The sequence below is a fragment of the Streptomyces sp. NBC_00727 genome (genome assembly GCF_045161745.1).
In the GTDB taxonomy this organism is placed as follows: Bacteria; Actinomycetota; Actinomycetes; order Streptomycetales; family Streptomycetaceae; genus Streptomyces.
The window spans coordinates 4,881,266-4,904,324 of sequence record NZ_CP108981.1; the positions used below are offsets into that span (position 1 = coordinate 4,881,266).

Annotated in this window: 25 protein-coding genes and 1 pseudogene; 14 read left to right on the forward strand and 12 right to left on the reverse strand. The window is 71.2% G+C overall.

The annotated features are described in order from the left end of the window. On the forward strand, positions 1 to 1,599 hold the full coding sequence (locus OG242_RS22260; protein WP_405899826.1) for a Na+/H+ antiporter: 1,599 nt from the start codon (positions 1 to 3) through the stop codon (positions 1,597 to 1,599). Here the strand turns inward: OG242_RS22260 and OG242_RS22265 are convergent. The 4 genes from OG242_RS22265 to OG242_RS22280 form a co-directional block, all read right to left on the reverse strand. Further along, the gene (locus OG242_RS22265) at positions 1,596 to 2,504 is read right to left on the reverse strand and encodes a 1-aminocyclopropane-1-carboxylate deaminase/D-cysteine desulfhydrase (protein ID WP_405899827.1); all 909 of its coding nucleotides are present in this window, start codon (positions 2,502 to 2,504) and stop codon (positions 1,596 to 1,598) included. The genes OG242_RS22260 and OG242_RS22265 overlap by 4 nt on opposite strands. Positions 2,505 to 2,537: 33 nt before the next feature. Next, positions 2,538 to 3,131, reverse strand: a complete 594-nt coding sequence (locus tag OG242_RS22270; protein ID WP_405899828.1) for an N-acetylmuramoyl-L-alanine amidase — start codon at positions 3,129 to 3,131, stop codon at positions 2,538 to 2,540. Positions 3,132 to 3,263: 132 nt separating this feature from the next. Further along, positions 3,264 to 4,457, reverse strand: a complete 1,194-nt coding sequence (locus tag OG242_RS22275) for a globin domain-containing protein (RefSeq protein ID WP_405899829.1) — start codon at positions 4,455 to 4,457, stop codon at positions 3,264 to 3,266. Between the two features lie 88 nt (positions 4,458 to 4,545). Next, on the reverse strand, positions 4,546 to 4,995 hold the full coding sequence (locus OG242_RS22280; protein ID WP_405899830.1) for an RrF2 family transcriptional regulator: 450 nt from the start codon (positions 4,993 to 4,995) through the stop codon (positions 4,546 to 4,548). A gap of 180 nt (positions 4,996 to 5,175) precedes the next feature. On the opposite strand from OG242_RS22280, the gene OG242_RS22285 reads away from it, so the two are divergent. The 5 genes from OG242_RS22285 (at position 5,176) to OG242_RS22305 (ending at position 9,997) form a co-directional block, all read left to right on the forward strand. Continuing rightward, positions 5,176 to 6,582, forward strand: a complete 1,407-nt coding sequence (locus OG242_RS22285; RefSeq protein WP_405899831.1) for a family 2B encapsulin nanocompartment shell protein — start codon at positions 5,176 to 5,178, stop codon at positions 6,580 to 6,582. 136 nt (positions 6,583 to 6,718) lie between these two features. After that, positions 6,719 to 7,762, forward strand: coding sequence for a family 2 encapsulin nanocompartment cargo protein polyprenyl transferase (locus OG242_RS22290; RefSeq protein ID WP_405899832.1), 1,044 nt, complete (start codon positions 6,719 to 6,721; stop codon positions 7,760 to 7,762). A 95-nt stretch (positions 7,763 to 7,857) separates the two neighbouring features. Then, the gene (locus OG242_RS22295; RefSeq protein ID WP_405899833.1) at positions 7,858 to 8,538 is read left to right on the forward strand and encodes a DUF6304 family protein; all 681 of its coding nucleotides are present in this window, start codon (positions 7,858 to 7,860) and stop codon (positions 8,536 to 8,538) included. Positions 8,539 to 8,651: 113 nt separating this feature from the next. Continuing rightward, complete coding sequence (locus OG242_RS22300) at positions 8,652 to 9,635, forward strand: DUF1648 domain-containing protein (RefSeq protein ID WP_405899834.1); 984 nt, start codon at positions 8,652 to 8,654, stop codon at positions 9,633 to 9,635. A 2-nt stretch (positions 9,636 to 9,637) separates the two neighbouring features. Continuing rightward, positions 9,638 to 9,997 (forward strand): GntR family transcriptional regulator, encoded by a 360-nt coding sequence (locus OG242_RS22305; protein ID WP_018521052.1) that lies wholly within the window; start codon positions 9,638 to 9,640, stop codon positions 9,995 to 9,997. A gap of 126 nt (positions 9,998 to 10,123) precedes the next feature. On the opposite strand, the gene snpA is transcribed toward OG242_RS22305, so the two are convergent. Beyond that, positions 10,124 to 10,762: a snapalysin gene (gene snpA, locus OG242_RS22310; RefSeq protein ID WP_405901697.1), complete on the reverse strand. Its 639-nt coding sequence runs from the start codon at positions 10,760 to 10,762 to the stop codon at positions 10,124 to 10,126. A 278-nt stretch (positions 10,763 to 11,040) separates the two neighbouring features. On the opposite strand from snpA, the gene OG242_RS22315 reads away from it, so the two are divergent. The 7 genes and pseudogenes from OG242_RS22315 (at position 11,041) to OG242_RS22345 (ending at position 16,547) form a co-directional block, all read left to right on the forward strand. Further along, complete coding sequence (locus OG242_RS22315; RefSeq protein WP_405899835.1) at positions 11,041 to 12,090, forward strand: LysR family transcriptional regulator; 1,050 nt, start codon at positions 11,041 to 11,043, stop codon at positions 12,088 to 12,090. An 8-nt stretch (positions 12,091 to 12,098) separates the two neighbouring features. Next, the gene (locus tag OG242_RS22320; protein ID WP_405901698.1) at positions 12,099 to 13,085 is read left to right on the forward strand and encodes an NAD-dependent epimerase/dehydratase family protein; all 987 of its coding nucleotides are present in this window, start codon (positions 12,099 to 12,101) and stop codon (positions 13,083 to 13,085) included. 75 nt (positions 13,086 to 13,160) lie between these two features. Further along, on the forward strand, positions 13,161 to 13,517 hold the full coding sequence (locus tag OG242_RS22325) for a DUF952 domain-containing protein (RefSeq protein WP_405899836.1): 357 nt from the start codon (positions 13,161 to 13,163) through the stop codon (positions 13,515 to 13,517). Continuing rightward, a complete protein-coding gene (locus OG242_RS22330; RefSeq protein WP_405899837.1) occupies positions 13,514 to 14,449 on the forward strand; it encodes an NAD(P)H-binding protein in 936 nt (311 codons plus the stop codon). Before OG242_RS22325 ends, OG242_RS22330 begins: the two co-directional genes overlap by 4 nt. A 5-nt stretch (positions 14,450 to 14,454) precedes the next feature. Further along, positions 14,455 to 15,090 carry a nucleotidyltransferase domain-containing protein gene (locus OG242_RS22335; RefSeq protein WP_405899838.1) on the forward strand — a complete coding sequence of 212 codons (636 nt, stop codon included), beginning with the start codon at positions 14,455 to 14,457 and terminating at the stop codon, positions 15,088 to 15,090. A gap of 20 nt (positions 15,091 to 15,110) precedes the next feature. After that, positions 15,111 to 15,722, forward strand: a pseudogene (locus tag OG242_RS22340) (MFS transporter); the annotation flags it as partial. Positions 15,723 to 15,845: 123 nt separating this feature from the next. After that, entirely contained in the window at positions 15,846 to 16,547 is a 702-nt protein-coding gene (locus OG242_RS22345; RefSeq protein WP_405899839.1) for a hypothetical protein, read from the forward strand. A gap of 502 nt (positions 16,548 to 17,049) precedes the next feature. On the opposite strand, the gene OG242_RS22350 is transcribed toward OG242_RS22345, so the two are convergent. The 6 genes from OG242_RS22350 to OG242_RS22375 all read right to left on the reverse strand — a co-directional run bounded on the left by OG242_RS22350 (position 17,050) and on the right by OG242_RS22375 (position 22,023). Next, positions 17,050 to 18,267 carry an ISAs1 family transposase gene (locus OG242_RS22350; RefSeq protein WP_405899840.1) on the reverse strand — a complete coding sequence of 406 codons (1,218 nt, stop codon included), beginning with the start codon at positions 18,265 to 18,267 and terminating at the stop codon, positions 17,050 to 17,052. A gap of 207 nt (positions 18,268 to 18,474) precedes the next feature. After that, positions 18,475 to 19,455, reverse strand: a complete 981-nt coding sequence (locus tag OG242_RS22355) for a hypothetical protein (RefSeq protein ID WP_405899841.1) — start codon at positions 19,453 to 19,455, stop codon at positions 18,475 to 18,477. Then, positions 19,448 to 19,744 carry a hypothetical protein gene (locus OG242_RS22360; RefSeq protein WP_405899842.1) on the reverse strand — a complete coding sequence of 99 codons (297 nt, stop codon included), beginning with the start codon at positions 19,742 to 19,744 and terminating at the stop codon, positions 19,448 to 19,450. Before OG242_RS22360 ends, OG242_RS22355 begins: the two co-directional genes overlap by 8 nt. Before the next feature lie 133 nt (positions 19,745 to 19,877). Continuing rightward, positions 19,878 to 20,402, reverse strand: a complete 525-nt coding sequence (locus OG242_RS22365; RefSeq protein WP_405899843.1) for a hypothetical protein — start codon at positions 20,400 to 20,402, stop codon at positions 19,878 to 19,880. A gap of 517 nt (positions 20,403 to 20,919) precedes the next feature. Then, positions 20,920 to 21,672: a hypothetical protein gene (locus OG242_RS22370; protein WP_405899844.1), complete on the reverse strand. Its 753-nt coding sequence runs from the start codon at positions 21,670 to 21,672 to the stop codon at positions 20,920 to 20,922. A 213-nt stretch (positions 21,673 to 21,885) separates the two neighbouring features. Continuing rightward, positions 21,886 to 22,023, reverse strand: a complete 138-nt coding sequence (locus OG242_RS22375; RefSeq protein WP_405899845.1) for a DUF397 domain-containing protein — start codon at positions 22,021 to 22,023, stop codon at positions 21,886 to 21,888. A 167-nt stretch (positions 22,024 to 22,190) separates the two neighbouring features. On the opposite strand from OG242_RS22375, the gene OG242_RS22380 reads away from it, so the two are divergent. After that, the gene (locus tag OG242_RS22380) at positions 22,191 to 22,436 is read left to right on the forward strand and encodes a hypothetical protein (protein ID WP_405899846.1); all 246 of its coding nucleotides are present in this window, start codon (positions 22,191 to 22,193) and stop codon (positions 22,434 to 22,436) included. Between the two features lie 127 nt (positions 22,437 to 22,563). Here OG242_RS22380 and sodN read toward each other — a convergent pair whose 3' ends face one another. After that, entirely contained in the window at positions 22,564 to 22,959 is a 396-nt protein-coding gene (gene sodN / locus OG242_RS22385; protein WP_239223397.1) for a superoxide dismutase, Ni, read from the reverse strand. Positions 22,960 to 23,059 lie beyond the last annotated feature (100 nt).

The following is a 23,059-nucleotide window of genomic DNA, read 5'->3' on the forward strand; positions in this document are numbered from 1 at the left end:
ATGGACGCATTGCCCCTGGTGGCGCTGGTCGCCGGCAGCGCCGCGACGGCCGGCCTCGCCCGCCGCGCACCGGTGCCGGCCCCCCTTCTGCTGGTGGCCGTCGGCCTGATCGCCTCGTACGTGCCCGGGGTGCCGACGTACACCCTGGACGCGCACATCGTGCTCCCGCTGCTGCTGCCGCCCCTGCTCCACACGGCCGCCGTGGACAGCTCCTACCTCGATCTGCGGGCCAACCTGCGGCCCGTGGCGCTGCTCTCGGTGGGGTACGTGCTGTTCGCGACGGTCGCGGTGGGGTGGCTGGCGCATCTGCTGGTGCCCGACCTGCCGCTGACCGCCGCGCTGGTGCTGGGAGCCGTGATCGCCCCGCCGGACGCCGTCACCGCCGCGGCCATCGCCCGCCGGGTGGGGCTGCCCGCGCGCGTCACGACGATCCTGCAGGGCGAGTCCCTGGTCAACGACGCCACCGCGATCACCGCGTACAAGGTGGCGCTCGCCGCCGCGGTGGGCGAGGGCATCAGCTGGGGCGCGGGGGTCCGGGAATTCCTGCTGGCCTCGGTCGGTGGTGTGGGGGCCGGCCTGCTGCTGATGGTCCCGCTGCACTGGCTGCGCACCCGTCTCAGGGAGCCGCTCCTCCAGAACACCCTTTCCCTGCTGATCCCGTTCGTGGCGTACGCGGCGGCCGAGCGCGTGCACGCCTCCGGGGTGCTCGCCGTGGTCGTCGTCGCGCTGTACCTGGGCCACCGCTCCTGGCAGGTCGACTTCGCCACCCGGCTCCAGGAGGCCGCCGTCTGGAAGATGGTCGCCTTCGTCCTGGAGTCCGCGGTGTTCGCGCTGATCGGCCTCCAGCTGCCGTTCGTGCTCAAGGGGCTCGGCACGTACTCCGTGGCGGACGCCTTCGGTTACGCGGTGCTGGTCTTCCTCGCGGTCGTGGTGGTGCGCTTCGTCTGGGTCTACCCGGCGACCTACCTGCCCCGGTGGCTGTCGCGGCGCATCAGGGAGCGGGAAACCGGTACGGACTGGACCTCGCCGCTCATCGTCGGCTGGGCCGGGATGCGCGGGGTCGTCTCGCTCGCCGTCGCGTTCTCCGTCCCGCTCGTCACGGCCGACGGCGCGGCGTTCCCGGCCCGCAACCTGGTGCTGTTCCTGACGTTCACCACCGTCATCGGCACGCTGGTGGTCCAGGGGCTCACGCTGCCGCTCCTGGTGCGCGTGCTGAAGCTCCCGGGCCGGGACCGGCAGGCCGAGACCCTGGCCGAGGCGCAGGCCCAGAACGAGGCGTCCACGGCCGCCGATGCCCGCCTGAACGACCTGCTCACCGACGAGCGCAACCGGCTGCCCCAGCCGCTCGCCGACCGCCTGCGCACCGTCCTGGAACGCCGCCGCAACGCCGTGTGGGAACGGCTCGGCGCGGCCAATCCGGTCACCGGCGAGTCGGCGGACGACACCTACCGGCGGCTGGCCGGCGAGATGATCGAGACCGAGCGCGAGGTCTTCGTACGGCTCCGGGACGAGCGCAGGATCGACGACGAGATGATGCGGACCCTGCTGCGCCGGCTGGACCTGGAGGAAGCGGCGGCCTACCGGGAGGAGTCGTCCTAGACGTCGTCCGTCTCGTCGGGGCGGCCGGTGATCACGGCCGCGACCGCGGTCCCGGCGGGGAAGGCGCCCTCCTCGGCCAGCACCGTGAGGGCGTGCAGCATTTTGGCCACATACAGTCGCTCCACGGGCAGCCCGTGGCGGTCCTCGAAATCCCTTGCGAAGGCGTGCAGGGCGGGTGTCGTACGGGCGTACCCGCCGAAGTGGAACCGCTCGTCCAGCCACCAGTCGCCCGCCGGGCCGCCGAACGCCTCGCGCTGGAGCTCCCGTACCGCCTCGCCCAGGAAGCCGCCGCGCAGGACCGGGACGCCGAGGGCGCGCTGTCCGGGCCCGAGCCCGGCGGCCAGCCCGGCCAGCGTGCCGCCGGTGCCGCAGGCCACCGCCGCCACGCCGGCCACGCCCCGCAGTTCCCGGCCGAGCGCGGCGCAGCCCCGGGCCGCGAGGGCGTTGCTGCCGCCCTCCGGGACGACCTCGCAGTCCCCGTACAGCTCCAGCAGCCCGGCCAGGACCGCCGGGTCGGCCTTGGCGCGGTACGTCGCCCGGTCCACGAAGTGCAGCCGCATGCCGTCGGCGGCGCACCGGGCGAGCGAGGGGTTGAGGGGCCGGTGGGCCAGCTCGTCGCCGCGTACGACGCCGATGGTGCGGAATCCGAGGAGGCGGCCCGCGGCGGCGGTGGCGCGCAGGTGGTTGGAGTAGGCGCCGCCGAAGGTCAGCACGGGGCGCCCGGCGGCGGCCGCCAGATTGGGCGCGAGTTTGCGCCATTTGTTGCCCGGCAGATCCGGGTGGATCAGGTCGTCGCGCTTGAGCAGCAGCGTCACCCCGTGCCGGGCGAAGCGCTCGTCATCGGCCGGCTGCACGGGCGACGGGAGCACCGGGCGCAGCCGGGATCCGGGAGAGGGGGCGGACATGTGCTCCATTGTGGCGGCGGGTGCCGCCCGGGTTCATTTGAGGCGGTCGTGGATACGGTCGCGCATGTCGCCCATCGCGAAGCCCTTCGGGTCCACCTTGCCGGGCTGCCACTCGCGGTGCCCGATGACCGAACGGGCGGTCCAGCCGTGGTGGCGGCAGATGGCCGCCGAGACCTTCTCGACGGCTTCGAGCTGGGCGTCCGGCCAGGGGTCCTTGCCGTCGCCGAGGTTCTCGCACTCGAAGCCGTAGAAGTGCCGGTTGCCGTCGGTGTTGGTCTCGTTGTCGTGGGGCAGGTGCTTCTTCTCCGCGACGACGGCGCGCAGGACGTCGTCGTCGCCCATGCCCGCGTGGTTGGTCCGCCCGTAGCCGACCAGGTGGACCCGGCCGTCCTTGGCGATGACGCCGTGGCACAGAGGGCCCGGCAGGTCGGGGTGGCCGTCGCGGCACATCTTCACGGTGGCATCGGTCCCCTTGGTGACGGAGTGATGGATCATCACCCCGTTGACAGGGCCCCAGTGGCCCTTGTGGTTCCGGTTGTGGCTGCGCCAGTCGCCGACCTCGACGACGGTGAGCCCTTCCTTCTTGAGTGCGGCGAGGAATGCGCTCGCGGACATGGGTGAGGACATGGCCGGCTCCTTTTGTGCGTGTGGGAGCGGTTCTACCCGGCCGGAAGGGCCCCGACCGGTCGCGGAGCGACGGCGGGGCCCTGTTCGGATGCTGTGCGAGCGGATTCGGTCAACTCGCGGTGTGCTTCTCGGTCAGGAGGCGAGCCACAGGTCGGGGCCGAACACCTCGTAGTGGATGTCGGAGGCCGGGACGCCCTTGGCGAGCAGCTGGGTGCGCACCGACCGCATGAAGGGCAGCGGGCCGCAGAGGTAGGCGTGGGTGCCCGAGGCGATGACGAGACCGCTCAGGTCGACGAGCCCGGCGCGGTTGGCGGGGTGGCCGTCGGCCGGGTTCTCGTACCAGAAGTGGGCGGCCGCGTCGGGGAGCTTGGCGGTGAGCGCCGTGTGGTCGGTGCGCAGAGCGTGGTCGGCCGGGGATCGGTCGCCGTGCACGACGGTGACCGGGGCGCGGTGCCCGGCCTCGGCGAGGTGCTCCAGCATCGACAGGATCGGGGTGCAGCCGATGCCCGCGGAGGCCAGCAGCAGGGGCGCCTCATCGGAGGCGAGCACGAGGTCGCCGTACGGGGCGGAGACCCGGAGCCGGTCACCGGCGCGGACGTGGGCGTGCAGGTGCCGGGAGACCTCGCCGTCCGGGGTGCCGCCGCCGTGCACCCGCTTGACGGTGATCGAGCGGAGTGCCGAGCCGGGGGCGCTGGAGAGGCTGTACTGGCGGATCTGGCGGGCGCCGTCCGGGAGTTCGACCTGTACGGAGACGTACTGGCCGGGGCGGAAGGCGGGGGCCGGGGAGCCGTCGGCGGGGCGGATGCGGAACCGGGCGACGTCGTCGGTCTCCTCGGTGCGCGAGACGACCTCCCACTCGCGCCAGACGTCACCGGCGACGACGCCCTGCTCCGCGTACAGCCGCTCCTCGATGGCGATCAGGGCGTTGGCCATCAGCCAGTAGACCTCGTCCCAGGCGGCGGCGACCTCGGGGGTCACCGCGTCGCCGAGGACCTCGGCTATCGCGGCGAACAGGTGGGTGTGGACGACCTGGTACTGGGCCGGGGTGATGCCGAGCGAGGCGTGCTTGTGCGCGATGCGGCTGAGCATCACGTCCGGGCGGGTGTCGGGCTGCTCGACCAGCTGGGTCGCGAACGCGGCGATGGAGCCGGCGAGCGCCTGGCGCTGGGCGCCGGAGGCCTGGTTGCCGCGGTTGAACAGGTCGCGCAGCAGTTCCGGGTGGGCGTCGAAGAGCTTGCGGTAGAAGAGATCGGCGATGTCCCCGATGGCCGCGCCGACGGCGGGGAGGGTCGCGCGGACGGTGGCGGTGGATGACTCGGAGAGCATCGGTGACTCCTCGGATGTTGAATTGGCATCTGAGATGCGTATTTAAGGACAGTGTAGGAACAGGGCCGGCGGCCCGTTGCGGCGGGGGTCAGTTCAGGGGCGGCGGGCCACTGCTGATGCCGATCAGCAGGGGGCCGGTGGGTGCCGCGGTCAGCTCGGCGATCGTCAGCGCGTCCAGTGAGGCGTAGAACGCCTCCTGGGCCTCGCGCAGTGCCCCGCGCAGCCGGCAGGCGGCCCGCAGCGGACAGGGCGTGGAGCCCTCGCAGTCGACGACGTCGCCGGACTCCTCCAGCTCGCGGGCGAGTCCGCCGACCGAGGCGGTGCGGCCGGCCTCGGTGAGGGTGAGCCCGCCGCCGCGGCCCCGTCGCGCCTCGACCAGGCCGAGGTGCTGGAGGCGGGCCACGACCTTGGCGGCGTGCGAGTACGGCACCTCCATGGTCGCCGCCACCTCGCGGGTGGTCGGCGGGTCCTCGTGCTTCACGACGGCGAGGCGCATCAGTACGCGCAGCGCCACGTCGGTGAATCTGGTCAGCCGCATGACGGCCAGGCTAGGTTAATTGGCATCCTGTATGCAAATTAAAGCCTGATCGGGCCATCGCGCAGCGTTGTGCCCCGCCCAAAGACCGAATAGTCACACTCTTTTGTGTAATGGCGTGCCCCGTCCTCGTGCTGCAAGTGTTCTTCCCGCAGGTCAGCCGATAGATCGAGAGGACGACAGATGTCCGTTGGTGAAGAGGTTCAGAACGTGCAGGTGCCGCCGCAGCAGAGTCTCGGCACGGCGGCCGCGCGGAACCTCGCGACGACCACCAAGTCCGCTCCGCAGATGCAGGAGATCACCTCACGGTGGCTGCTGAAGATGCTGCCGTGGGTCCAGGTGCAGGGCGGTACGTACCGGGTGAACCGCCGGCTGAGCTACTCGGTCGGCGACGGCCGAGTGACGTTCGTCCAGACCGGGGACCGGGTGACGGTCATCCCCGCGGAGCTGGGAGAGCTCCCCGCCCTGAGGGGCTTCGGGGACGAGGAGGTGCTCGCCGAGCTGGCCCGGAGGTGCGAGCAGCGCGACATCCCGGCCGGGCAGCTCCTGGCGACGGAGGGCGAGGCGGCCGACCGGGTCTACCTGCTGGCGCACGGCAAGGTCGAGAAGGTCGGCACCGGCCCCTACGGGGACGAGACGGTGCTCGGAGTCCACGCGGACGGGGCCTACTTCGGGGACCACTCCCTCGTCGAGGGCGACGCCGTCTGGGAGTACACCGCCCGCGCGGTCACCGCGTGCACGGTGCTGGCGCTCTCGCGCGCCGACGTGCTCAACCTCGCCGAGCGGGCCGACTCGCTGCGCAGCCATCTCGCCGGGCTGCTGGCCCTCCCGCAGCAGCGCACCAACAAGTACGGCGAAGCGGAGATCGACCTGTCCGCGGGCCACGTCGGCGAGGCCGTCGTCCCACACACGTACGTGGACTACGACGCCGCGCCCCGCGAGTACGAACTGAGCGTCGCCCAGACCGTCCTGAAGGTCCACAGCCGTGTTGCGGACCTCTACAACCAGCCGATGAACCAGACCGAGCAGCAGTTGCGGCTCACGGTCGAGGCGCTGCGCGAGCGCCAGGAGCACGAGCTGATCAACAACCGGGAGTTCGGCCTGCTCAACAACTGCGACTACGGCCAGCGGCTCCAGCCGCACGACGGCGTGCCCAGCCCCGACGACATGGACGAACTGCTCTCGCGCCGGCGCGGATCCAAGCTCTTCCTCGCCCACCCGCGCGCCATCGCCGCCTTCGGCCGCGAGTGCAACAGGCGCGGCCTCGTGCCGGAGAGCGTCGACATCGGCGGCCACCACGTGCCGGCCTGGCGCGGCGTGCCGATCTTCCCCTCCAACAAGATCCCGGTCAGCGACGCCCGCACCACGTCGATCATCTGCATGAGGACCGGTGAGGCCGAGCAGGGCGTCATCGGCCTCCAGCAGACGGGCATCCCCGACGAGATCGAGCCCAGCCTGTCGGTCCGCTTCATGGGCATCGACGAGCAGGCGATCATCTCCTACCTCGTGACGGCCTACTACTCCGCGGCGGTCCTCGTCCCGGACGCCCTCGGTGTCCTGGAGAACGTCGAGGTCAGCCGCTGGCGGTGAGCCACCGGGCCCGGACCCGCGAGGGTCCGGGCCCCCGGCCGCGCCCGTGCGCAACCACAGCAACCACCCACGTCCCCGGCCCCCGGCGCGACAGCGGCCGAGGCGGGACGGCAACGACAGGGGTGACCGATTGACCATGACCCGAACAGACGCCGCGACCGAGGGCAACGAGGCCGCGGCGCTCCTTGAGTACACCCGGACCCTCGTCGACCCGCACCTGCGGGCGGCGGTCGCCTCCCTGCCCGGCTCGATCCGGCGCGTCGCGATGTACCACTTCGGCTGGCAGGACGCCGACGGCAGCCCGGCCGCGGGCGGCGCGGGCAAGGCGATCAGACCGGCGCTCGTCCTCGCGGCCGCCCGCGCGCTGGGCGGCGACCCGGAACAGGCCGTGCGGGCGGCCGTTGCCGTGGAGCTCGTCCACAACTTCACCCTGCTGCACGACGACGTCATCGACGAGGACCACACCCGCCGCCACCGGGCCACCGCCTGGACGGTGTTCGGCGTCCCGGACGCCGTCATCGCCGGCGACGCCATGCTGGCCCTCGCCCAGCGGCTGCTGGCCGAGGACGGCAGAACGATGTCGCCGCGCGCCTCGGCCAGACTCTCCACGTGCGTCATCGAGCTGTGCGCGGGCCAGCAGGCGGACTGCGCCTTCGAGGACCGCGACCCGGAGCAGGTCTCGCTCGACGAGTGCCTCACCATGGCGACGGCGAAGACGGGCGCGCTGCTCGGCTGCGCCTGCGCGTTGGGCGCGCTGTACGCGGGCGCCGACGAGCGGGCCGTCGGGGCCATGGACGGCTTCGGCCGGGAGGCGGGGCTCGCCTTCCAGCTGATCGACGACCTGATCGGCATCTGGGGGGACCCGGCCCAGACCGGGAAACCGGTCGGCGCGGATCTCAGCGCCCACAAGAAGTCGCTGCCCGTGGTGGCCGCGCTCACCGCGGGCGGCCCGGCCGCGGCGGAGCTCGCCGCCCTCTACCGGGGCGCGATGAACACCCGCGCGGATGTGGTCCGGGCCTCGGAGGCGGTGGACAGGGCCGGTGGCCGGGACTGGGCGCAGAGCTGCGCCGGGGACCGGATGGCGCGTGCCGTGCACCATCTGTCCCGGGCGGTCCCGGACCTCTCGGCGGCGGGCGATCTGCTCGCATTGGCGGAGTTCGTCACGCGCCGCACGCACTGACAAGTCCCCAGGTGGGAGGAGGTATCGGAGAGGAGCATCGGCCAAGCGGAGGGCGGTAGGGGCGTTGTCGGAGGCGGGAGCTACAGTCCCTGCTCATGACAGATGAGTCGTGGGCAGGGTGGTACCGGGACCGGCAGGGCTCCGACGCCGTCGTCCTCACCACCGACGGGCAGCAACTCCGCCTGCGCGTGCGGGGTGTGGACTTCGAGGGTGGCAGCTTCGACGCCCTGCGTCCGGTGGCGTCCGGTCCGGCGGAGAGCGGGATGTTCGCGCTGGCGGACGGCGTGCTGGGCGACTGCGTCCTGGAGTGGGACCTGCCGTTCCCCGTCATGGCGGAGGGGGTGGAGCGGCAGGCGACCCTCAGCTGCCTGCTGGCCCTGCGTAAACCCGACCCGTATCTCTATCTGGAACTGCGGTTCGGCGGGGCGGCCTTCGGCTCGCAGCGGGCGGAGAGCGACTTCGGGTCCGCGCTGGCCACGATCCAGCGGGAGCTGCCGCCCGGCGTCACCCTGCGGACCTGCATAGCCTGCGCGTTCTCCGACTACTTCCCGGCCCCCGACCCGGCACCCGGCCGCGGCCTCTCCGGCGGGCTCGCCTGCTTCCGGGGCGCCAAGGAGGAGTACCGGGGCACGGCCGGTGAGCGGGACGTGCTCGGGCTGTGGGAGCGGCGGACCGGATTCGTCCAGGAGGTCTGGAGCTGCCGGGAGTTCGAGCCCCGGCCGACGGAGGGCGCCGGCACGGGCCACCGGGGAGCGTTCCCGCTCGAAACGGCCTGACCGGCCCGGCCGCCCTCAACCGGCGCCGACAGGCCCGCCACCCTGTCCCGACCCGCCTCCACCGTTGCCGTCACCTCCATTGTTCTACTAGCATGCAAACAATGGAGGTTTTCATGAACCGCAAATCCGTCGCCCGCGCGTCTCTCGCCGCCCTGCCGTTCCTGCTCGCGCTCGCCGTCTGCCTGCTGCTCTTCGCCGACCGCCGTGACCGGCTGCCCGACCAGGTGGCCAGCCACTTCGTGGGCAACGGCCGGGCCGACGACTACGCCGGCCAGGGCTCGTACCTCGTCGTCACCACGGTCGTCCTGCTCGGCACCGGCCTCCTGTGGGCGGTGATGGCGTGGATCGGAAAGTTCACCGGCCGGGCCTACCGCATGACCCTCGCCTTCGGGTACGCCGTCGCCGCCTTCCTCGGCTACCTCCTGACGGTCACGCTGCTCATCAACGTGGACGCGCCCGAGGACGCGCAGGGCCGGGGGCAGGACGTCTCCTTCCCCATGTGGCACATGGCCGTGGCCCTCGGCGTGGGCGCGGTCGCCTACGGCCTCGGGCACCTGGCGGCCGCACTGGGCCCCGCCCCCGAGCCGGTCGAGGACGACGGGCCGGCCGGAAAGGGCGAGCGGATCTCGCTGCGTGCCGGGGAGGTCGCCGGATGGGCCCGCAGCGCCGGGTCCTGGTGGCTGCCGCTCACCGCGCTCCTGGTCCTCGGCGGCGGCGTCCTCCTGCTGTTCACGGCGACCTGGCCCGCCGCCCTGCCGGCCCTCGTCCTCGGGCTCCTCATGGCGACCTTCGCCCGCCCGTACGTCACCGTGGACCGGCGCGGGATCACCGTCTCCGGGCTGCTGCCCTGGCCGCGCGTCCGGGTCCCGCTGGACCGGATCGAGGCCGCGTCCAGCCGGGACATCAGCCCCCTCACCGAGTACGGCGGCTGGGGCTACCGCATCCGGCCCGGGCGCACCGGTGTCATGATTCGCTCCGGTGAGGGCATCGTGGCGCGGCTGGCGAGCGGCCGGGACTTCGCGGTGACCGTGGACGACTCGGCGACCGGTGCCGCGCTCCTCAACACCCTGATCGACCAGCGCCGAACGGACCACTGACCATGCTCTTCCGGGTCGACCCGACCTCCACCGTGCCGCTCGGCGACCAGATCGCGGCCTGCGTGCGCCGCGCCGTGGCCGACGGCGCGGCGGCCCCCGGCGAACGGCTGCCAGCCGCCCGGGTCCTGGCCGAATCGCTCGGCGTCAACGTGCACACGGTGCTGCGCGGCTACCAGCGGCTGCGCGAGGAGGGCCTGATCGAACTGCGCCGGGGCCGGGGCGCCGCCATCGCGGACGGCGCCTCCCCGCACCGCGCCCGCCTCCTCGAACGGATCCGCGAGACGGTCGGCGAGGCCCGGGGGCTCGGCCTGACGAGCGACGAACTCCTGGCCCTGGTGCGTACCGAATACGGCGCCGGCTGACGGCGTGCGTACCGCATACGGCGTGCGTACCGCATACGGCGTGCGTACCGCATACGGCGTGCGTACCGCATACGGCGAAGGGCCGCCCCGTCCTGCGAGGCGGCCCGCCGGTGCAAGCGGTGCCGGTCAGGAACCGGCGTGCGTCAGCGCGGCCGCGAAGCCGTACTGCCAGAGGTAGTTCACCTGATTGCGCTCACTGGCGTTCGGGTACGGGTTGGTGCAGGACGTGCCGGGACCGCCGCCCGACATCAGCTCGCTGCACGGACCCGAGTAGTGGTCCGGCAGGCCGAGCACGTGCCCGGTCTCGTGGGCGGTGACCCGGGTCGAGTTGTACTGCCGGTTCTGCGCGTAGTCCAGGAGGATGTAGCCGTTGCCGTGCCCGTCGGTGCTCGCGTACGAGCCGCGGGAGTCGTTGCCCTCGTAGTACGCGAAGTCGGCGTTCGAGCCCTCCTGGAGCCGGACGTTGGAGACCGACCTGTTCCAGATGGACGCGCTGTTGGCTATCTGGGTGCGGAAGCTCGGGGCGTTGGCGGTGCTGTAGACGATGGTGACGGACTGGGCGCCCGGGTTGGCCGCCCGCTTCTCGGCCACCGACTTCGCGACCGCCTCGAAGAACGCCTTGTTGCCGGCGGCGCTCTCGGGCGAAGCGGAACCGGCGGTGTACGCCAGGTGCGGGGCCGGTGCGGCGGCCTCGGGGGCGGCGATCGCGGGGGCGGTGCCCAGCGCGGCGGCGAGCGAGAGGCCGAGTCCGAGCACGGCCGACATCACGGTCCTGGGGTGTCTCATGTGGGGGGTCTCCTACCAGTCACCTGTCAGAGGAACCCGTCCGATGATCGGACTCGGACGGGCGAGATACGCAGCGAGTGTGGAGGAAGCGGAGCCCGCGCGGATGATGTCAGCCGGTGATAACGCGGCCCTATCGCCCTCGTGTGGACATCCCGTGCACACCTGCGGTCCGCACGCCCAACGCCCGGTGAATCGCCCGCCTTTGGCAGGGTTACGGCCCATGGTGCGGCCGGGCGGGCCGCCCTAACCTCGGCGGCATGGAGCTTGAGGTGAGACACCTCAGGGCGCTGTGCGCCATCGCCGACACCGGCAGCCTGCACCGGGCGGCCCGCACCCTCGGCGTGAGCCAGCCCGCGCTCACCACCCAGCTGCGCCGGATCGAGAACGCGCTCGGCGCCGAACTGTTCAGCCGCGGACGCACCGGCTGCCGTCCCACGCTCCTCGGCCGGGCCGTCCTCAGCCGCGCCCGCCCCCTCGTCGACGGCATGAGCGCCCTCGTCAGCGAGGCCAGAGCCGAGGCCGAAGCGGCCCGCGCCGGAGGGTCCCGGCTGCGCATCGGCTGCACCGCCAGCCGGGTCATCGGCGGCTGGCTGCGCCGCCTGCGGCTCCGGCTGCCCGGGACGGACATCTCGCTCCGGGTGGACGTCTCCGCCCACGCCCTGCTCCGCGCCGTCGACGCGGGCGGGCTCGACGTCGCCTTCGTGCACGAGGTGGAGGGCTGCCCGCTCGCCGTCCCGGACGGGCTGGAGCAGCGGGTCCTCGTGGACCGCGAACCGCAGTTCATCTCCATGGCCCGCGACCACCCGGCCGCCGCGCTGCCCGTCGTCGACCTCGCCGACCTGGCCGCCGACCGGTGGATGGTCGACCCGACGGTGGACGGTGAATGGGACGGGCTGCGGCGGGTGTTCGCCGAGGCCGGTGTGGCGCCCGCCGTGCTGCACGGCGACTACCTCACCGCCGCCTCCCTCGTCGTCCTCGGCGAGGCGGTCGCCCCCTGCCAGCCGACCTCCGGCCCCCGCGACGACATGGCCATCCGCCCGCTGCGCGACGACCCCCTCGCCGTCCGGCTGCTCCTGGTCTCCCGGCCCGGCGCGGACACGACCGCGGTCTACGGGGAACTGGAGGCCGCCTACCGGGAGGCGGCCCGGCGGGCGGCCGGATACCACCAGTGGCTGCTGCGCCACCGCAGCCCGCTCGCCCTTCCGGACACCGGCGTGCCGCCGGAGGAGTTCCCGGTTCCGGCCGATTCAGCCGAGAGCGTGGACGGTTTCCCTTCGGCGCGCCCCAGGGCAGAGTCACTGTCATGAGGCTTCTGATGCTGGGTGGTACGCAGTTCGTCGGCCGGGCCGTCACCGAGGCGGCCCTCGCCCGGGGCTGGGAGGTCACCGTCTTCCACCGGGGCCACCACGCGCCCCCGCCCGGCGTGGCAGAACTGATCGGTGACCGCACCGCCGAAGGCGGCCTCGCCGCGCTCGCCGCCGCCGACGGCCACACCTGGGACCTCGTCGTCGACACCTGGAGCGGCGCGCCCTCCGCGGTGCGCGACGCGGCCCGGCTGCTGTCCGAGCGGGCCGCCCGCTACACGTACATATCCAGCCGCTCCGTCTACGACTACCCGGCCCCGGCGGGCCTCACCGAGGACGGTCCCCTGGTGGCGGGCGCCTCGCCGGACGCCGGTGACGACCAGTCGTACGCACTGGCCAAGCGCGGCGGCGAACTGGCCGCGCTGGACGCCTTCGGGGACCGTGCCCTGCTGGCCCGGGCCGGCCTGATCCTCGGCCCCTGGGAGAACATCGGCCGACTGCCCTGGTGGCTGAACCGGATCGCGCGTGGCGGCCCCGTCCTCGCGCCCGGCACCCCGGACACCGACATCCAGTACATCGACGTGCGCGACCTCGCCGACTGGGTGCTCCACGCGGCGGAGCACGGGCTGCACGGCCCGTACAACCTGGTGAGCCGGCCGGGGCACACCACCATGGGCGGGCTGCTCGACGCCTGCGTGCGCGCCACCGGTTCCGACGCCGAACCGCGCTGGACCCCGGCGGAGAAGATCCTCGCGGCGGGCGTCGAGCCGTGGACCGACCTGCCGGTGTGGCTGCCGCCGGGGGAGCTGTACGACACCCTGCACCAGGGAGACGTCGGCCTCGCGCACGCGGCGGGGCTGCGCTGCCGCCCGGTCGAGGAGACCGTCGCGGACACCTGGACCTGGCTGCGCGAGCTGGGCGGCACCGCTCCCCAGCGCCCCGACCGCCCCACCGTGGGCCTCGCCCCGGAGACGGAGGCGAAGCTGCTGGCGGAGTGAGCGGGGCGCGCCGACGCGGCGAGGGGTTATCCACAGGGTCCGGCCTGTGGCCCGTCGCGGCGTTAGCCTCGGCCCATGGCCGAACTGCTGCACCTCACCGAAGGCCCGCTCTGGGAGGCGGCCCGCGGAATCGGGACGTACGAGATGTCCACCCGCGGCCGCACCCTGCACGAAGAGGGCTTCATCCACTGCTCGCTGCCCCACCAGCTCGCCGGGGTCGCCGAGATGCTGTACGGCGCCGGGAGCCGGGCCGGAGCCGCCGACCAGGACCTCGTGGTGCTCGTCATCGACACCGGCCGGCTCCCCGCCCCCGTGAGGTACGAGGCCGTCGCGCCCGGCGGCGAGGAGTTCCCGCACATCTACGGCCCGCTCCCGGTCGACGCCGTCGTCGAGGTGCGCCCCTGGCCGACCGAGGAAGGTGCCCCCGCATGAGCCCCACCACCGACCCCGCATCCGCCTCCGAGACCGTCACCGGCGGACCGGTCACCGCCGTCACCGGTGCGAGCGGCGCGCTCGGCGGCCGGGTCGCCACCCGGCTGGCCCGGGCCGGCGTCCCCGTCCGGCTGCTGGGCCGCGACCCCTCCCGGCTGCCCGATCTCCCCGGCGCCGACCCCGCGCCGCCCGCCCCCTACGGCGACGGTGAGGCCATGCGCCGCGCCCTGGCCGGGGCGCACACCCTGTTCCTCGTCTCGGCGCACGAGAGCCCCGACCGGGTCCGCGAGCACACCACGGCGGTGGACGCGGCGGTCGCGGCCGGCGTCGAACGGATCGTCTACGTCTCCTTCCTGGGCGCCGCCCCCGACGCCACGTTCACCTTCGCCCGCGACCACTGGCACACCGAGGCGCACATCCGGACCACCGACGTCCGGTACACCTTCCTGCGCGACAGCTGGTATCTCGCCGGGCTCCCGGCCATGACCGGTGCCGACGGCGTGCTGCGTGGCCCCGCCGGGGACGGCCGGGTGGCGGCCGTGGCGCACGAGGACATCGCCGACGCGGCGACCGCCGTGCTCCTCGCGGACACCGACGCGACCGGCCCCTCGCACGACGGGCGCACCTATGACCTGACCGGCCCCGAGGCGTTCACCCTCGCCCAGGCGGCCGAGGAGCTGAGCCGGGTCACCGGACGGACCGTCACCTACGAGCCGGAGAGCCGCGAGGCGGCGTACGCCTCACGGGCGGGGTACGGTGCCGCGGACTGGGAGGTGGCCGGCTGGGTCACCTCGTACGAGGCCATCGCGGCCGGGGAGATGGCCACCGTCTCGGACGCCGTACCGGCCCTGACCGGCCGCCCCGCCATGGACCTGGCCGGCTACCTGCGCGCACACCCCGACAGCTACCACCACCTCCTGAAGCAGAGCTGACCCCGGTGCGGACGGAGGCCCCCTGGGTCCCCTGGGACCCGCCGCCGCTCGCCGAGGCCGTCCGCCTGCTCGCCCCGCTGCGCGCCCCGTGGTGGATCGCCGGCGGGTACGCGGTCGAGCTGGCGGTGGGCCGCGCCCACGGCCGCGTCCACCGGGAGCACGCCGACATCGATGTGCTCCTGCTGCGCCGCGACCAGCTGGAGGCCCAGCGCGTGCTGCCCCGCTGGGAGTGGTGGGCCGCCGATCCGCCGGGCACGCTGCGGCCCTGGCGCGCCGGCGAGATCCTGCCCACCGGTGTCCACGACATCTGGTGCCGGCCGGGGGCGGGCGAGCCGTGGCGCCTGCAGTTCATGCTGGACGACGCGGACGGCGAGGACTGGGTGTTCCGCCGCGACCCCCGGGTCCGCCTCCCGCTGAAGCGGCTGGGCCGGGTCTCCGGCGAGGGTATCCCGTACCTCGCCCCCGAGGTCCAGCTCCTCTACAAGTCCAGGTCCCGGCGGCCCAAGGACGAGCAGGACTTCGAGGCGGCGCTGCCCGTCCTCGACGACCAGGGACGCGCCTGGCTGGCCGAGACGATCACCCTGACCGAGGGCGCGGACCACCCGTGGGCGGTCCGGCTCCGGGCGCTCCTGGCGGACTGAGGCCGCGGCGGTCCGGTTCGGCGGGCGCCCCGGCCCTCCCCGTACACGCCCCGCCGCTCATCGCCTTCGTCACCGAGACGTCCCTGGTCTTCCTGCTGACGCTCTACCTCCAGGAGGTCCTTGGCTACTCGCCCCTCGCCACCGGACTGGCCTTCGGCGTCCTGGGCGTCGGCACCGTGATCGGCGGCACCCTCGGCGGCCGGGCAGTGGGCCGCTACGGCAACCGGACGACCATCGTCGCCGGGGGAGTCGTCCAGTCCCTCGCCACGCTCTCGCTGGTGGCGCTCGGCACCTCGGGCGCCTGGATCTGGCTCCTGCTGGCCGCCACGTTCGCCGGCGGCATCGGGAACATGCTGATGATCGTCGGCTTCATGGCCGCCGCCACCTCCGGCCTCCCCGACGAGGAACAGGGCCTGGCCACCGGCCTCGCCACGATGACCCAGCAGGTCGGTATCACCCTCGGCATCCCGGTCATGAGCGCGATCGCCACCGCCCGGATGACCGCGCTCGACGACACCGGCCCGGCCGGCGTCCTGTCCGGGGTGTCCGTCGCCGTCCTGGTCAACTCGGCCCTGGTCCTGGCCGGAGCCGTACTCACCGGCGTCTTCCTCAAGGAGCGCCTACAGAAGTGACGTACGACAGGAGGGGGCGGTCCCGACAGGGGGCCGCCCCCTCAGCCGTTCAGCGGCTCCGGACACCTTGATAGCCTGCGCTCTTCGCCGGCCGCCCCGGCGGAGTCCCCCCGGTAGGACTTCATGTCTTGCTCCGAGCAGCTCATGACGGCTCTCGACGCCCTGGACCGTGCCTTCGCCGCGGAAAGCCCCTTCCCCGTCACAGGGTGCACGTACTGCTACGCCGAGCAGGACCTCGCCGAACTCTCCGGGCCACTGCGCCTCATATCCGAGGACCTGGTCGCCTCGGTCGCCGCGGAGGTGCCTGACCACTGGGACGACTTTCCCCGGCTCTACCGCCGTCTCGCCCCGCGTATCGTCCGCCTGCTCGTCACCGGCCGGCTCCACGTCGACGAGGAGCTGATCGCCTCCCGGCTGGTGCAGGCGGGGTGGACCACCTGGGAGCCGCCCCTGACCGAGGCCCTGCGGGACGTGTGGGTCACCTGGTGGCGAAGCACGCTGGACACCCACCCCGGCGGGCCCGTGTCCATCAGGGACACCCTGAGTCTCATCACCGTGACCACCGGCAGCATGCGCCCCTGGCTGGACACCTGGGCCGCGACCCGCACCCCTGCCGCCGACGCCCAGCTGGCCGACCTCGTCGACGACGTGATGTTCGAGGGCGAGATCACCGACCTGCACCTGGGCTTCTACGAGGAGTACCATGCCACCCCCGAACTGCTGGGCTGGCTCCTCACCGACGTACGCGACCGAGTCACCGACCCGCGCCTCGACGATCCGTACTCCCGTGAGCACCTGCGGGCGACCGCCCGGCGCCCCGGCTGACCTCCCGCCCGGCTCCCAAAACACCGGAAGGGTACGACCGACGAGCGAGCGGTCGTACCCCTTCCGGCTTGGCCGGGGAGATCAGGCCTTCTTGGTCTCCAAGTAACGGGCCGGGTCTGCGACCTGCAGGGATTCTCTCTGCGGGCCGCTGACCTGGCCTTTTGCCGTTGGTCAGCGATGGGATGTGACGGTCCTGATCGGGTGTCCTGCGGACCGTGTGCGGACTGCCCACGGGGCAACAGGATCGAAGGTTGCGTGGAACTGGCCGGATCAGACCGGTGGCTCCACCGAATCAACAACCTCGGCAACGCGGTGCACACGCCATCCTTCTGCGCAACGCCACGTGTAGACGTTCTCCAAGGAAAAGAAGCTGCCCAGCCAGATGGTGTGGATGTGGTCCGGCACCGTCGGAGCGTCGCCCGGAAGCCAGCCGCGTCTCAACGCGAACCCAACACTAGTGTGGGAAACGTCAGACCAGATGAAGAGGTGCTGCAGGGCTTGATCAAGTTCCGTAGGTGTCGAGGTTGTTGGTGATGCCCAGGAGCGGGAGTGCTCGCTCCGGTTGGTCGCGGATCGCCCGGGTGGTCTTGGCGATGTTGTCGGCTCCGAGGGTTTTCAGCAGGCCGATGGCGAGGTTGCGGAGGGTCGCCATCGCGCGGGGTGCGGTCCCGGTGTGGACGGTGGATGCGTCCTCGGCGAAGGTCACGTCTCTCACATGGTGCAGGGTCTCCACCGTCCAGTGGCCGCGGATCGCGGTGGCCAGGTCGGCGGGGGTGGTCTGGTGGGCGTCGAGGCTGGTGACGGCGTAGACGGTCTCGCGGCTCTCGCGTCGGCCGGTCTGCCTGCGGCGACGGTGGACGCGGATGGCCAGGCAGGCATAGGGGAAGGCGATCCCGCCGAGTTCGTCCGCGATGCCGCAGGTCTTGATCGAGCGGGACTCGCGGCGGCCGTGGCCGGTGGAGGTCGTGGTGTGCTGGATCGGGATGTCCCGCCAGGGCAGGGCCGCGAGCTGGCGGTGTGCGGTCGGCTGGTTGGCTTTGATCACCGCGAGGTAGTGGGCGTTCTTGGTCTCGACCAGCCAGGTGACGTTCGCCTGGACCGAGTGCAGCGCGTCGAAGGTGACGAGGGCTCCGTCCAGGTCCAGTGGCTCCAGCAGGGGCTGGAAGTGTGCGGTCTCGTTCGTCTTCGCGCCGACCTCCGCCTGGGCGAGGGTCACGGCCCGGTGGTGGGTGACCGCGGAGAGCAGGTGCCGGCGGGCGGCGGTCAGGTGGGCGGAGCCCTTCAGCGCCTTGCCGTCGATGGCGATCACGCGCCGCTGTCCGGACGCGGCGCGCGGGAAAGCGTCATGAAGACCGGCGAGGTAGGCGCCCACCGCCCGGTCCAGGGCGTCACCGTCAACGGCCCCCAGAACCCGCCCGATCGTGGTCCGCGAGGGAGTACGCCGCCAACGAAGTGGGTGACGACGGATGCCGACGGCCGCCAGGAGTGTGTCCGGGGCACGTTCCGCCCACTCGGCGAGTTCGTCGAGACTCCTGGCTCCCGAAACAGCGGCGCAGGCACAGACGAGCAGGACGGCGGTCAGCGAGTACCAGCGGCCCCGCCGCCCACGCGGATGAGGTACCAGATCCAGGTAAGGACGCAGGTCGGCGACCCGGCCTGGATCGAGCGGCCCCAGCTTCACCCGCACCGCGGGGATGGGGGAGGATACAGCGGCAGGCACGGGCCACCTCATGATCGTTGAGCTTCGACACCCCAATGATCCAGAAGCCCGTGCCTGCTCTGCTATGCACCCCGACCGGTCATGTCCGGACCAGCCACACGACTCCGGAACTTGATCAAGCCCTGGCCGGGGTGCGGTGAAAGATCGTCGTGACGCCTGTGTCGGAGGCGGTGTCACGGGCGAGGCGCTCGTTATGCGGCGCTTGATCTATTTGACCGACCACGTCGAGCCCGTCCATGCCGTGCGGAGGTATTGTCGGCCCGAGAAGACCACGTATTCCTTCGGGTTGTCCGGCATCTGCATGATGGCGTCGATTCCCGACGCGAAGCTCGGGTAGCGGGCGAGTCCGCCCCAGTCGCTCAACGATTTCGGCTTCTTCACCACCTTGGCGTCATGGTTTGGTTCGTTGCCCACGCTGAGGCGAAGGAAATGTGAACCCGAGAAGACCCAGTACTCGTTTTTGCTGTCCAATGCCCTTGTCGCGGCGTCGATCTTCTCGAATGGGGGAGAGGTTTTGTCGAGAGATCCCCAGTCACTCAACGGACTCGGATTCTCATCGATCCTGGTATCCATATGGGGCCATTTATCGGCCACGTTGAGGCGAAGGAAGCTCTCTCCCGAGAAGACGCAGTACTTGTTGTCGTCGTCCGGGTACTGCATCACGGCATCGATCTTCTCAAACGATGGGGAGTCTTCGCCGGGGGCGGCCTTGAGGGAACCCCACTTATTCAATGGTTGAGGTTCCCGCGTCAATTCGGCGAAGTTGCGTTCCCTGTCGGTCACTTGAATGATGATGGAATCCGACCCGGAGAAGAGCCAGTACTGTTTCTTGTCGTCAGGCGTCTGCATCACGGCGTCGATCTTCTTCATAAAGCTCGATGTCGTGAGGGAATCCGAGTCTCGTTGGTTGAAAGCGAACAAATCGCTCAGCGGCCTCGGGCCCCGCGGCTTCCTGTCGTCCGTGGCGGTGAGGCGTACGGTGACCAGGGTGCCGGCCGTCGCGGCCAGTGCGGCGCCGCCGAGCAGGACCGCGCGGCGGCTCGGGGCGCGCGAGGTGTCGCCCAGTGCCTTCTTGGCCTCGGACGCGGTGCCGACGTGAATGTTGATTTCCTGGCGCAGGTCCCTGCCGACGACGTTGCTGTTCGCGCCCTGGAACGCCTCTCGGGACCTCTTCGGCGGCTCACCCATTCTGATCTTGGCTGAAATCGCCCTTGACGCGGTTCCGGTGCGCTTCCTGCGCCGTGGGTCCGGGGGCCGCCTGGTAGAAATTACCGTTGACCTTGTTGTCATTGGCCCGCTGGCTACTGTCCGGCTCCGGTGTCACCGGGAGCCGCCACTGCACCGCGGTCCCGACCACGAGCAGCACCGCCGCAGAAACCCACCACGCCGTCGATCGGTGATCGGTGAGGACTCCGGTGGCCACGTTCACCAGCGCGGCGACCGCCACCGTTCCCACCGCACCCACGAAACGCTGCATACCTGGAACCATCTGTGCCCCCGGGCAGGATCGAGATTTCCTGCCATCTGTAATCCGCTCACTACCGTCCGTCGATTGTAGAGGCGCAGCAGGATGAACGTCCGGGGTACGGGGAAACCTGACGCGAACTCATTCAGCCGGCGGGCGTGGTTCCCTGGGCCTTCCTGGCGCAGGTGTCCTCGAAGCTGTTCAGGCTGAGCACCCGGAAGTCCGAGGACTGGCTGTAGTCCATGACAATGGTCCAGCCGCGCTTCTTGAACACCGCCCGGACCACGGCGATTTCGTTGTCCGACGCCTCGTCGCCGTCGTCGCGCTTCTTGGTCTCCGACCAGCCGCGGTCGGTCAACGCGGTGGCTACGGCTCTGGCCCGGTCAACGTCCAGCTTGGTGGCGGTCTTGTCGAATCCCTTGTACTGGACGAAGCACTTGCCCAGCGGGTTGTCGGTTGTCTCCGTTCTCGCGGCGACCTCCGGGTCGTTCGCCGGCGCCCCGACGTCCTCGGTGATGCCGTCGAGCACCAGGCGCATCTTGGCCCTGGTGATCGGACCGGAATCCTCCGGCCTCGGACCGGAGGCCGCCGGGTCGGACGTACAGCCGGTCAGTCCGGTCGCCGCCAAGGCCATGCAGACGACAGCCCACCGCACCCTGTTCACACGCATCCCCCCGCCCTCAGCCAGTGCAGTGTGTCACGAGGCTCCGACAACGCCGGTTGCGAGCCCCGTTCCGCTGCGGGGCCTTGCCAGCCCGCATCTCGGCTGCTGTGCGTCATACGTGCTCCGCCGTGCGGAGGACTGCGCGTCGACCGGCGCCCGTCGGCGCACCACCGGCACACAGCTGTGGCCAGCTCTTCCACGGTCCGGAACGCCGTGGTGGTGGCCGGGTGGTCGGAGCCTCGGTGGAGAGCTGATCGGCGCGGCGGTACAGGTTCGGCAGGTGGTGGAAGCACCCCGAATCGACGACCAGGTCGTACCGCCCGCTCGACGCGGGCGAGACGCCGCTATCGGCGCCGTCGAGGACGGTCGGTTCCTGCTCCCCGGCGGCCCCGCGCACTGTTCCTCGCCCAGCGTCGCACCGATGACGCCACGGACGGCGCCCCTCACTCAGTCGGGAGCGACTCCGGAGGGTTCAGCGGCGGGTGTAGCCGTCCACCACTTCGATGACCGGGTTAAGGGTGTTTTACTCCAGGATCTGGGTGCCGTCCTTGCGCTCCACGGTGTAGCGGTCTCCCCGATACCAGAGGCACTCGGCGATCCGTACTCCATCGCCTCGGTACTCCCTGCGGACCTTTTCCTCAGTGGTGTGTTCCCTCACCTCGCCGGTGTGGGTGGTGACCTTCAATTCGCGACTGTAGGTGGCGCTCAGCGGCATTGAGAAGCCCTTGTACGAGAACGAGGACTCTGCGGTCACCGAGATGCCAGTCGTATCCTCCACTGTCCTGGCGGAACTTGTGGTCAGGCCGACCGCGACCGTCTTTTCCTTCGCGACCGCGCTGGTACCGGCGTGCTCGTAGAAGTACACCTGCTGCCGGTAGCCGTAACGCTTGACGATGTAGTACGGGCTGTAGGCGATTTGCCAATCGCGCGTCGAATCCGCGATCGTGAAGAACGGTACGGCCAGCTGCCCGACCAACACCTCCGCCGTGGTGTCCCACGAGGGTTGCTTGAAGTCTGTCAGCCGCAAGACGTCGCCGATATCGTTGGGGTCCCTCTCGACCGACTTGAGACCCGTGATCTCCGTGACCTCCCCTGCCTCATCCAGTGCCCAGTACTGACGCTCCCGCATCTGCGGCTCGCCGGGGTGTACTGCTGCAAGTTGGTCGATGCCGAGGTTCCCCAGTTCTGGGGGGTCAGTTCGAGGCTGCTCTTCTTGTTGATGACGGTGTAGTAGTCGTGGTTGCTCGTCGTGGGGGCTGATCGAGACTGAGGGCATGGTGCGAGAGGGTGCGCACTGCCAGGCGGTGCGGCCGCGAGTGCTTCCTTCGCAGGCGACCCTGCCCCCTCCACACGCGACTTGCCATTACCTGTGGAGGATTGCGCTGCACTCCCGGACTCAGTGGAGAAATGCTTGAGGGGCCCCGGTACGCCCGCCAAAGACAGCAGAAGGCCCCCTCACGCAGAGGGGGCCGTCGGGGCGCTCTTGGCGTCACTTCATCGAGCTGATGAAGGCCGTCCAGGCTGGCCGGGAGGCGTTCAGCTCCGGACCGATCTCGTCCAGGTGCTTGGAGTCGCGGACCATGACCTGAGGCAGGTTGTCCGCGACCTCCACTTCCCAGCTGCTCACGACGAGCAGTCACGACCACCTCGTCTTCCCGACGCAGCGGGGCCGGCCGCTCCGGGTCGACGACCAGTTCTACGGGAGGTTCTGGCACCCCATCGTCGACGGCCAGGAGGAGGTAGCCGTCCCGCCGAGGACGACCCGCGCAAGAGGCGATGCCGGGAGTCAAGGGCTTGGACGGGATGGTGCCGCACGGCCTGCGACACGGCCACAAGGTCTGGCTGGACGAGCAGGGACACCCGAGGGTCGCGGTCGAAGAGCGGATGGGGCACAAGCTGCAGGGTGTCGAAGGGACGTACTCGCACACGTCACCCGAGATGGAGCTCAACATCGCCCGCGCACTCCAGCAGGCGTGGGAGAAGTCGCTCACCGACGAGGCCGACGTCGCGGCCGACTGGCGCCACTGGAAGGCCGCCTGAAAATGATCCTCCAAACGCCTCCCAGATGATCTTGGAAAGACAGAGGGGCCCGACCGCGGGAAGCGGTCGGGCCCCTCTCGTGTCCGCTCTGACCTGCGGCGCAGCCGTCGGCAGAACTCGCGGCCGATCAGGCCTTCTTGGTCTCCCAGAAGATCTTGTCGATCTCCGCGATCAGGTCCAGCGCCTTCTGGCCGGTGGCCGGGTCCGTCGAGCCCTTGGCGGCCGAGAGGGCCTTCAGGGTGTCGTTGACCAGCTGGTGGAGCTGCGGGTACTTCTCGAAGTGCGGGGCCTTGAAGTAGTCGCTCCACAGGACCGAGACGTGGTGCTTCGCGAGCTCGGCGCGCTGCTCCTTGATGACCACGGCGCGGGCGCGGAAGTGCGGGTCCTCGTTGGCCTGGTACTTCTCCTGGACGGCCTTGACGGACTCCGCCTCGATGCGGGCCTGGGCCGGGTCGTACACGCCGCAGGGCAGGTCGCAGTGGGCGCTGACCTTCACCTTGGGGGCAAACAGGCGGGAAAGCATTGAGCTGTCCTTCCTCGTGATCGTCTTCTCAGGTGGGACATTACTCCGTGAGAAGCCTCTTTCAGCGAGTGCCCCCGGGGGCTTAGGCCAAAAGTCCGGG

What these genes read in the sequence shown, in the direction of transcription:
- OG242_RS22260 (WP_405899826.1), top strand. Translation starts at nt 1, where the DNA reads ATGGACGCATTGCCCCTGGTGGCGCTGGTCGCCGGCAGCGCCGCGACG.
- OG242_RS22265 (WP_405899827.1), bottom strand. Translation starts at nt 2,504, where the DNA reads ATGTCCGCCCCCTCTCCCGGATCCCGGCTGCGCCCGGTGCTCCCGTCG.
- OG242_RS22270 (WP_405899828.1), bottom strand. Translation starts at nt 3,131, where the DNA reads ATGTCCTCACCCATGTCCGCGAGCGCATTCCTCGCCGCACTCAAGAAG.
- OG242_RS22275 (WP_405899829.1), bottom strand. Translation starts at nt 4,457, where the DNA reads ATGCTCTCCGAGTCATCCACCGCCACCGTCCGCGCGACCCTCCCCGCC.
- OG242_RS22280 (WP_405899830.1), bottom strand. Translation starts at nt 4,995, where the DNA reads ATGCGGCTGACCAGATTCACCGACGTGGCGCTGCGCGTACTGATGCGC.
- OG242_RS22285 (WP_405899831.1), top strand. Translation starts at nt 5,176, where the DNA reads ATGTCCGTTGGTGAAGAGGTTCAGAACGTGCAGGTGCCGCCGCAGCAG.
- OG242_RS22290 (WP_405899832.1), top strand. Translation starts at nt 6,719, where the DNA reads ATGACCCGAACAGACGCCGCGACCGAGGGCAACGAGGCCGCGGCGCTC.
- OG242_RS22295 (WP_405899833.1), top strand. Translation starts at nt 7,858, where the DNA reads ATGACAGATGAGTCGTGGGCAGGGTGGTACCGGGACCGGCAGGGCTCC.
- OG242_RS22300 (WP_405899834.1), top strand. Translation starts at nt 8,652, where the DNA reads ATGAACCGCAAATCCGTCGCCCGCGCGTCTCTCGCCGCCCTGCCGTTC.
- OG242_RS22305 (WP_018521052.1), top strand. Translation starts at nt 9,638, where the DNA reads ATGCTCTTCCGGGTCGACCCGACCTCCACCGTGCCGCTCGGCGACCAG.
- snpA (WP_405901697.1), bottom strand. Translation starts at nt 10,762, where the DNA reads ATGTCGGCCGTGCTCGGACTCGGCCTCTCGCTCGCCGCCGCGCTGGGC.
- OG242_RS22315 (WP_405899835.1), top strand. Translation starts at nt 11,041, where the DNA reads ATGGAGCTTGAGGTGAGACACCTCAGGGCGCTGTGCGCCATCGCCGAC.
- OG242_RS22320 (WP_405901698.1), top strand. Translation starts at nt 12,099, where the DNA reads ATGCTGGGTGGTACGCAGTTCGTCGGCCGGGCCGTCACCGAGGCGGCC.
- OG242_RS22325 (WP_405899836.1), top strand. Translation starts at nt 13,161, where the DNA reads ATGGCCGAACTGCTGCACCTCACCGAAGGCCCGCTCTGGGAGGCGGCC.
- OG242_RS22330 (WP_405899837.1), top strand. Translation starts at nt 13,514, where the DNA reads ATGAGCCCCACCACCGACCCCGCATCCGCCTCCGAGACCGTCACCGGC.
- OG242_RS22345 (WP_405899839.1), top strand. Translation starts at nt 15,846, where the DNA reads ATGTCTTGCTCCGAGCAGCTCATGACGGCTCTCGACGCCCTGGACCGT.
- OG242_RS22355 (WP_405899841.1), bottom strand. Translation starts at nt 19,455, where the DNA reads ATGGGTGAGCCGCCGAAGAGGTCCCGAGAGGCGTTCCAGGGCGCGAAC.
- OG242_RS22360 (WP_405899842.1), bottom strand. Translation starts at nt 19,744, where the DNA reads ATGCAGCGTTTCGTGGGTGCGGTGGGAACGGTGGCGGTCGCCGCGCTG.
- OG242_RS22365 (WP_405899843.1), bottom strand. Translation starts at nt 20,402, where the DNA reads ATGCGTGTGAACAGGGTGCGGTGGGCTGTCGTCTGCATGGCCTTGGCG.
- OG242_RS22370 (WP_405899844.1), bottom strand. Translation starts at nt 21,672, where the DNA reads ATGCCCTCAGTCTCGATCAGCCCCCACGACGAGCAACCACGACTACTA.
- sodN (WP_239223397.1), bottom strand. Translation starts at nt 22,959, where the DNA reads ATGCTTTCCCGCCTGTTTGCCCCCAAGGTGAAGGTCAGCGCCCACTGC.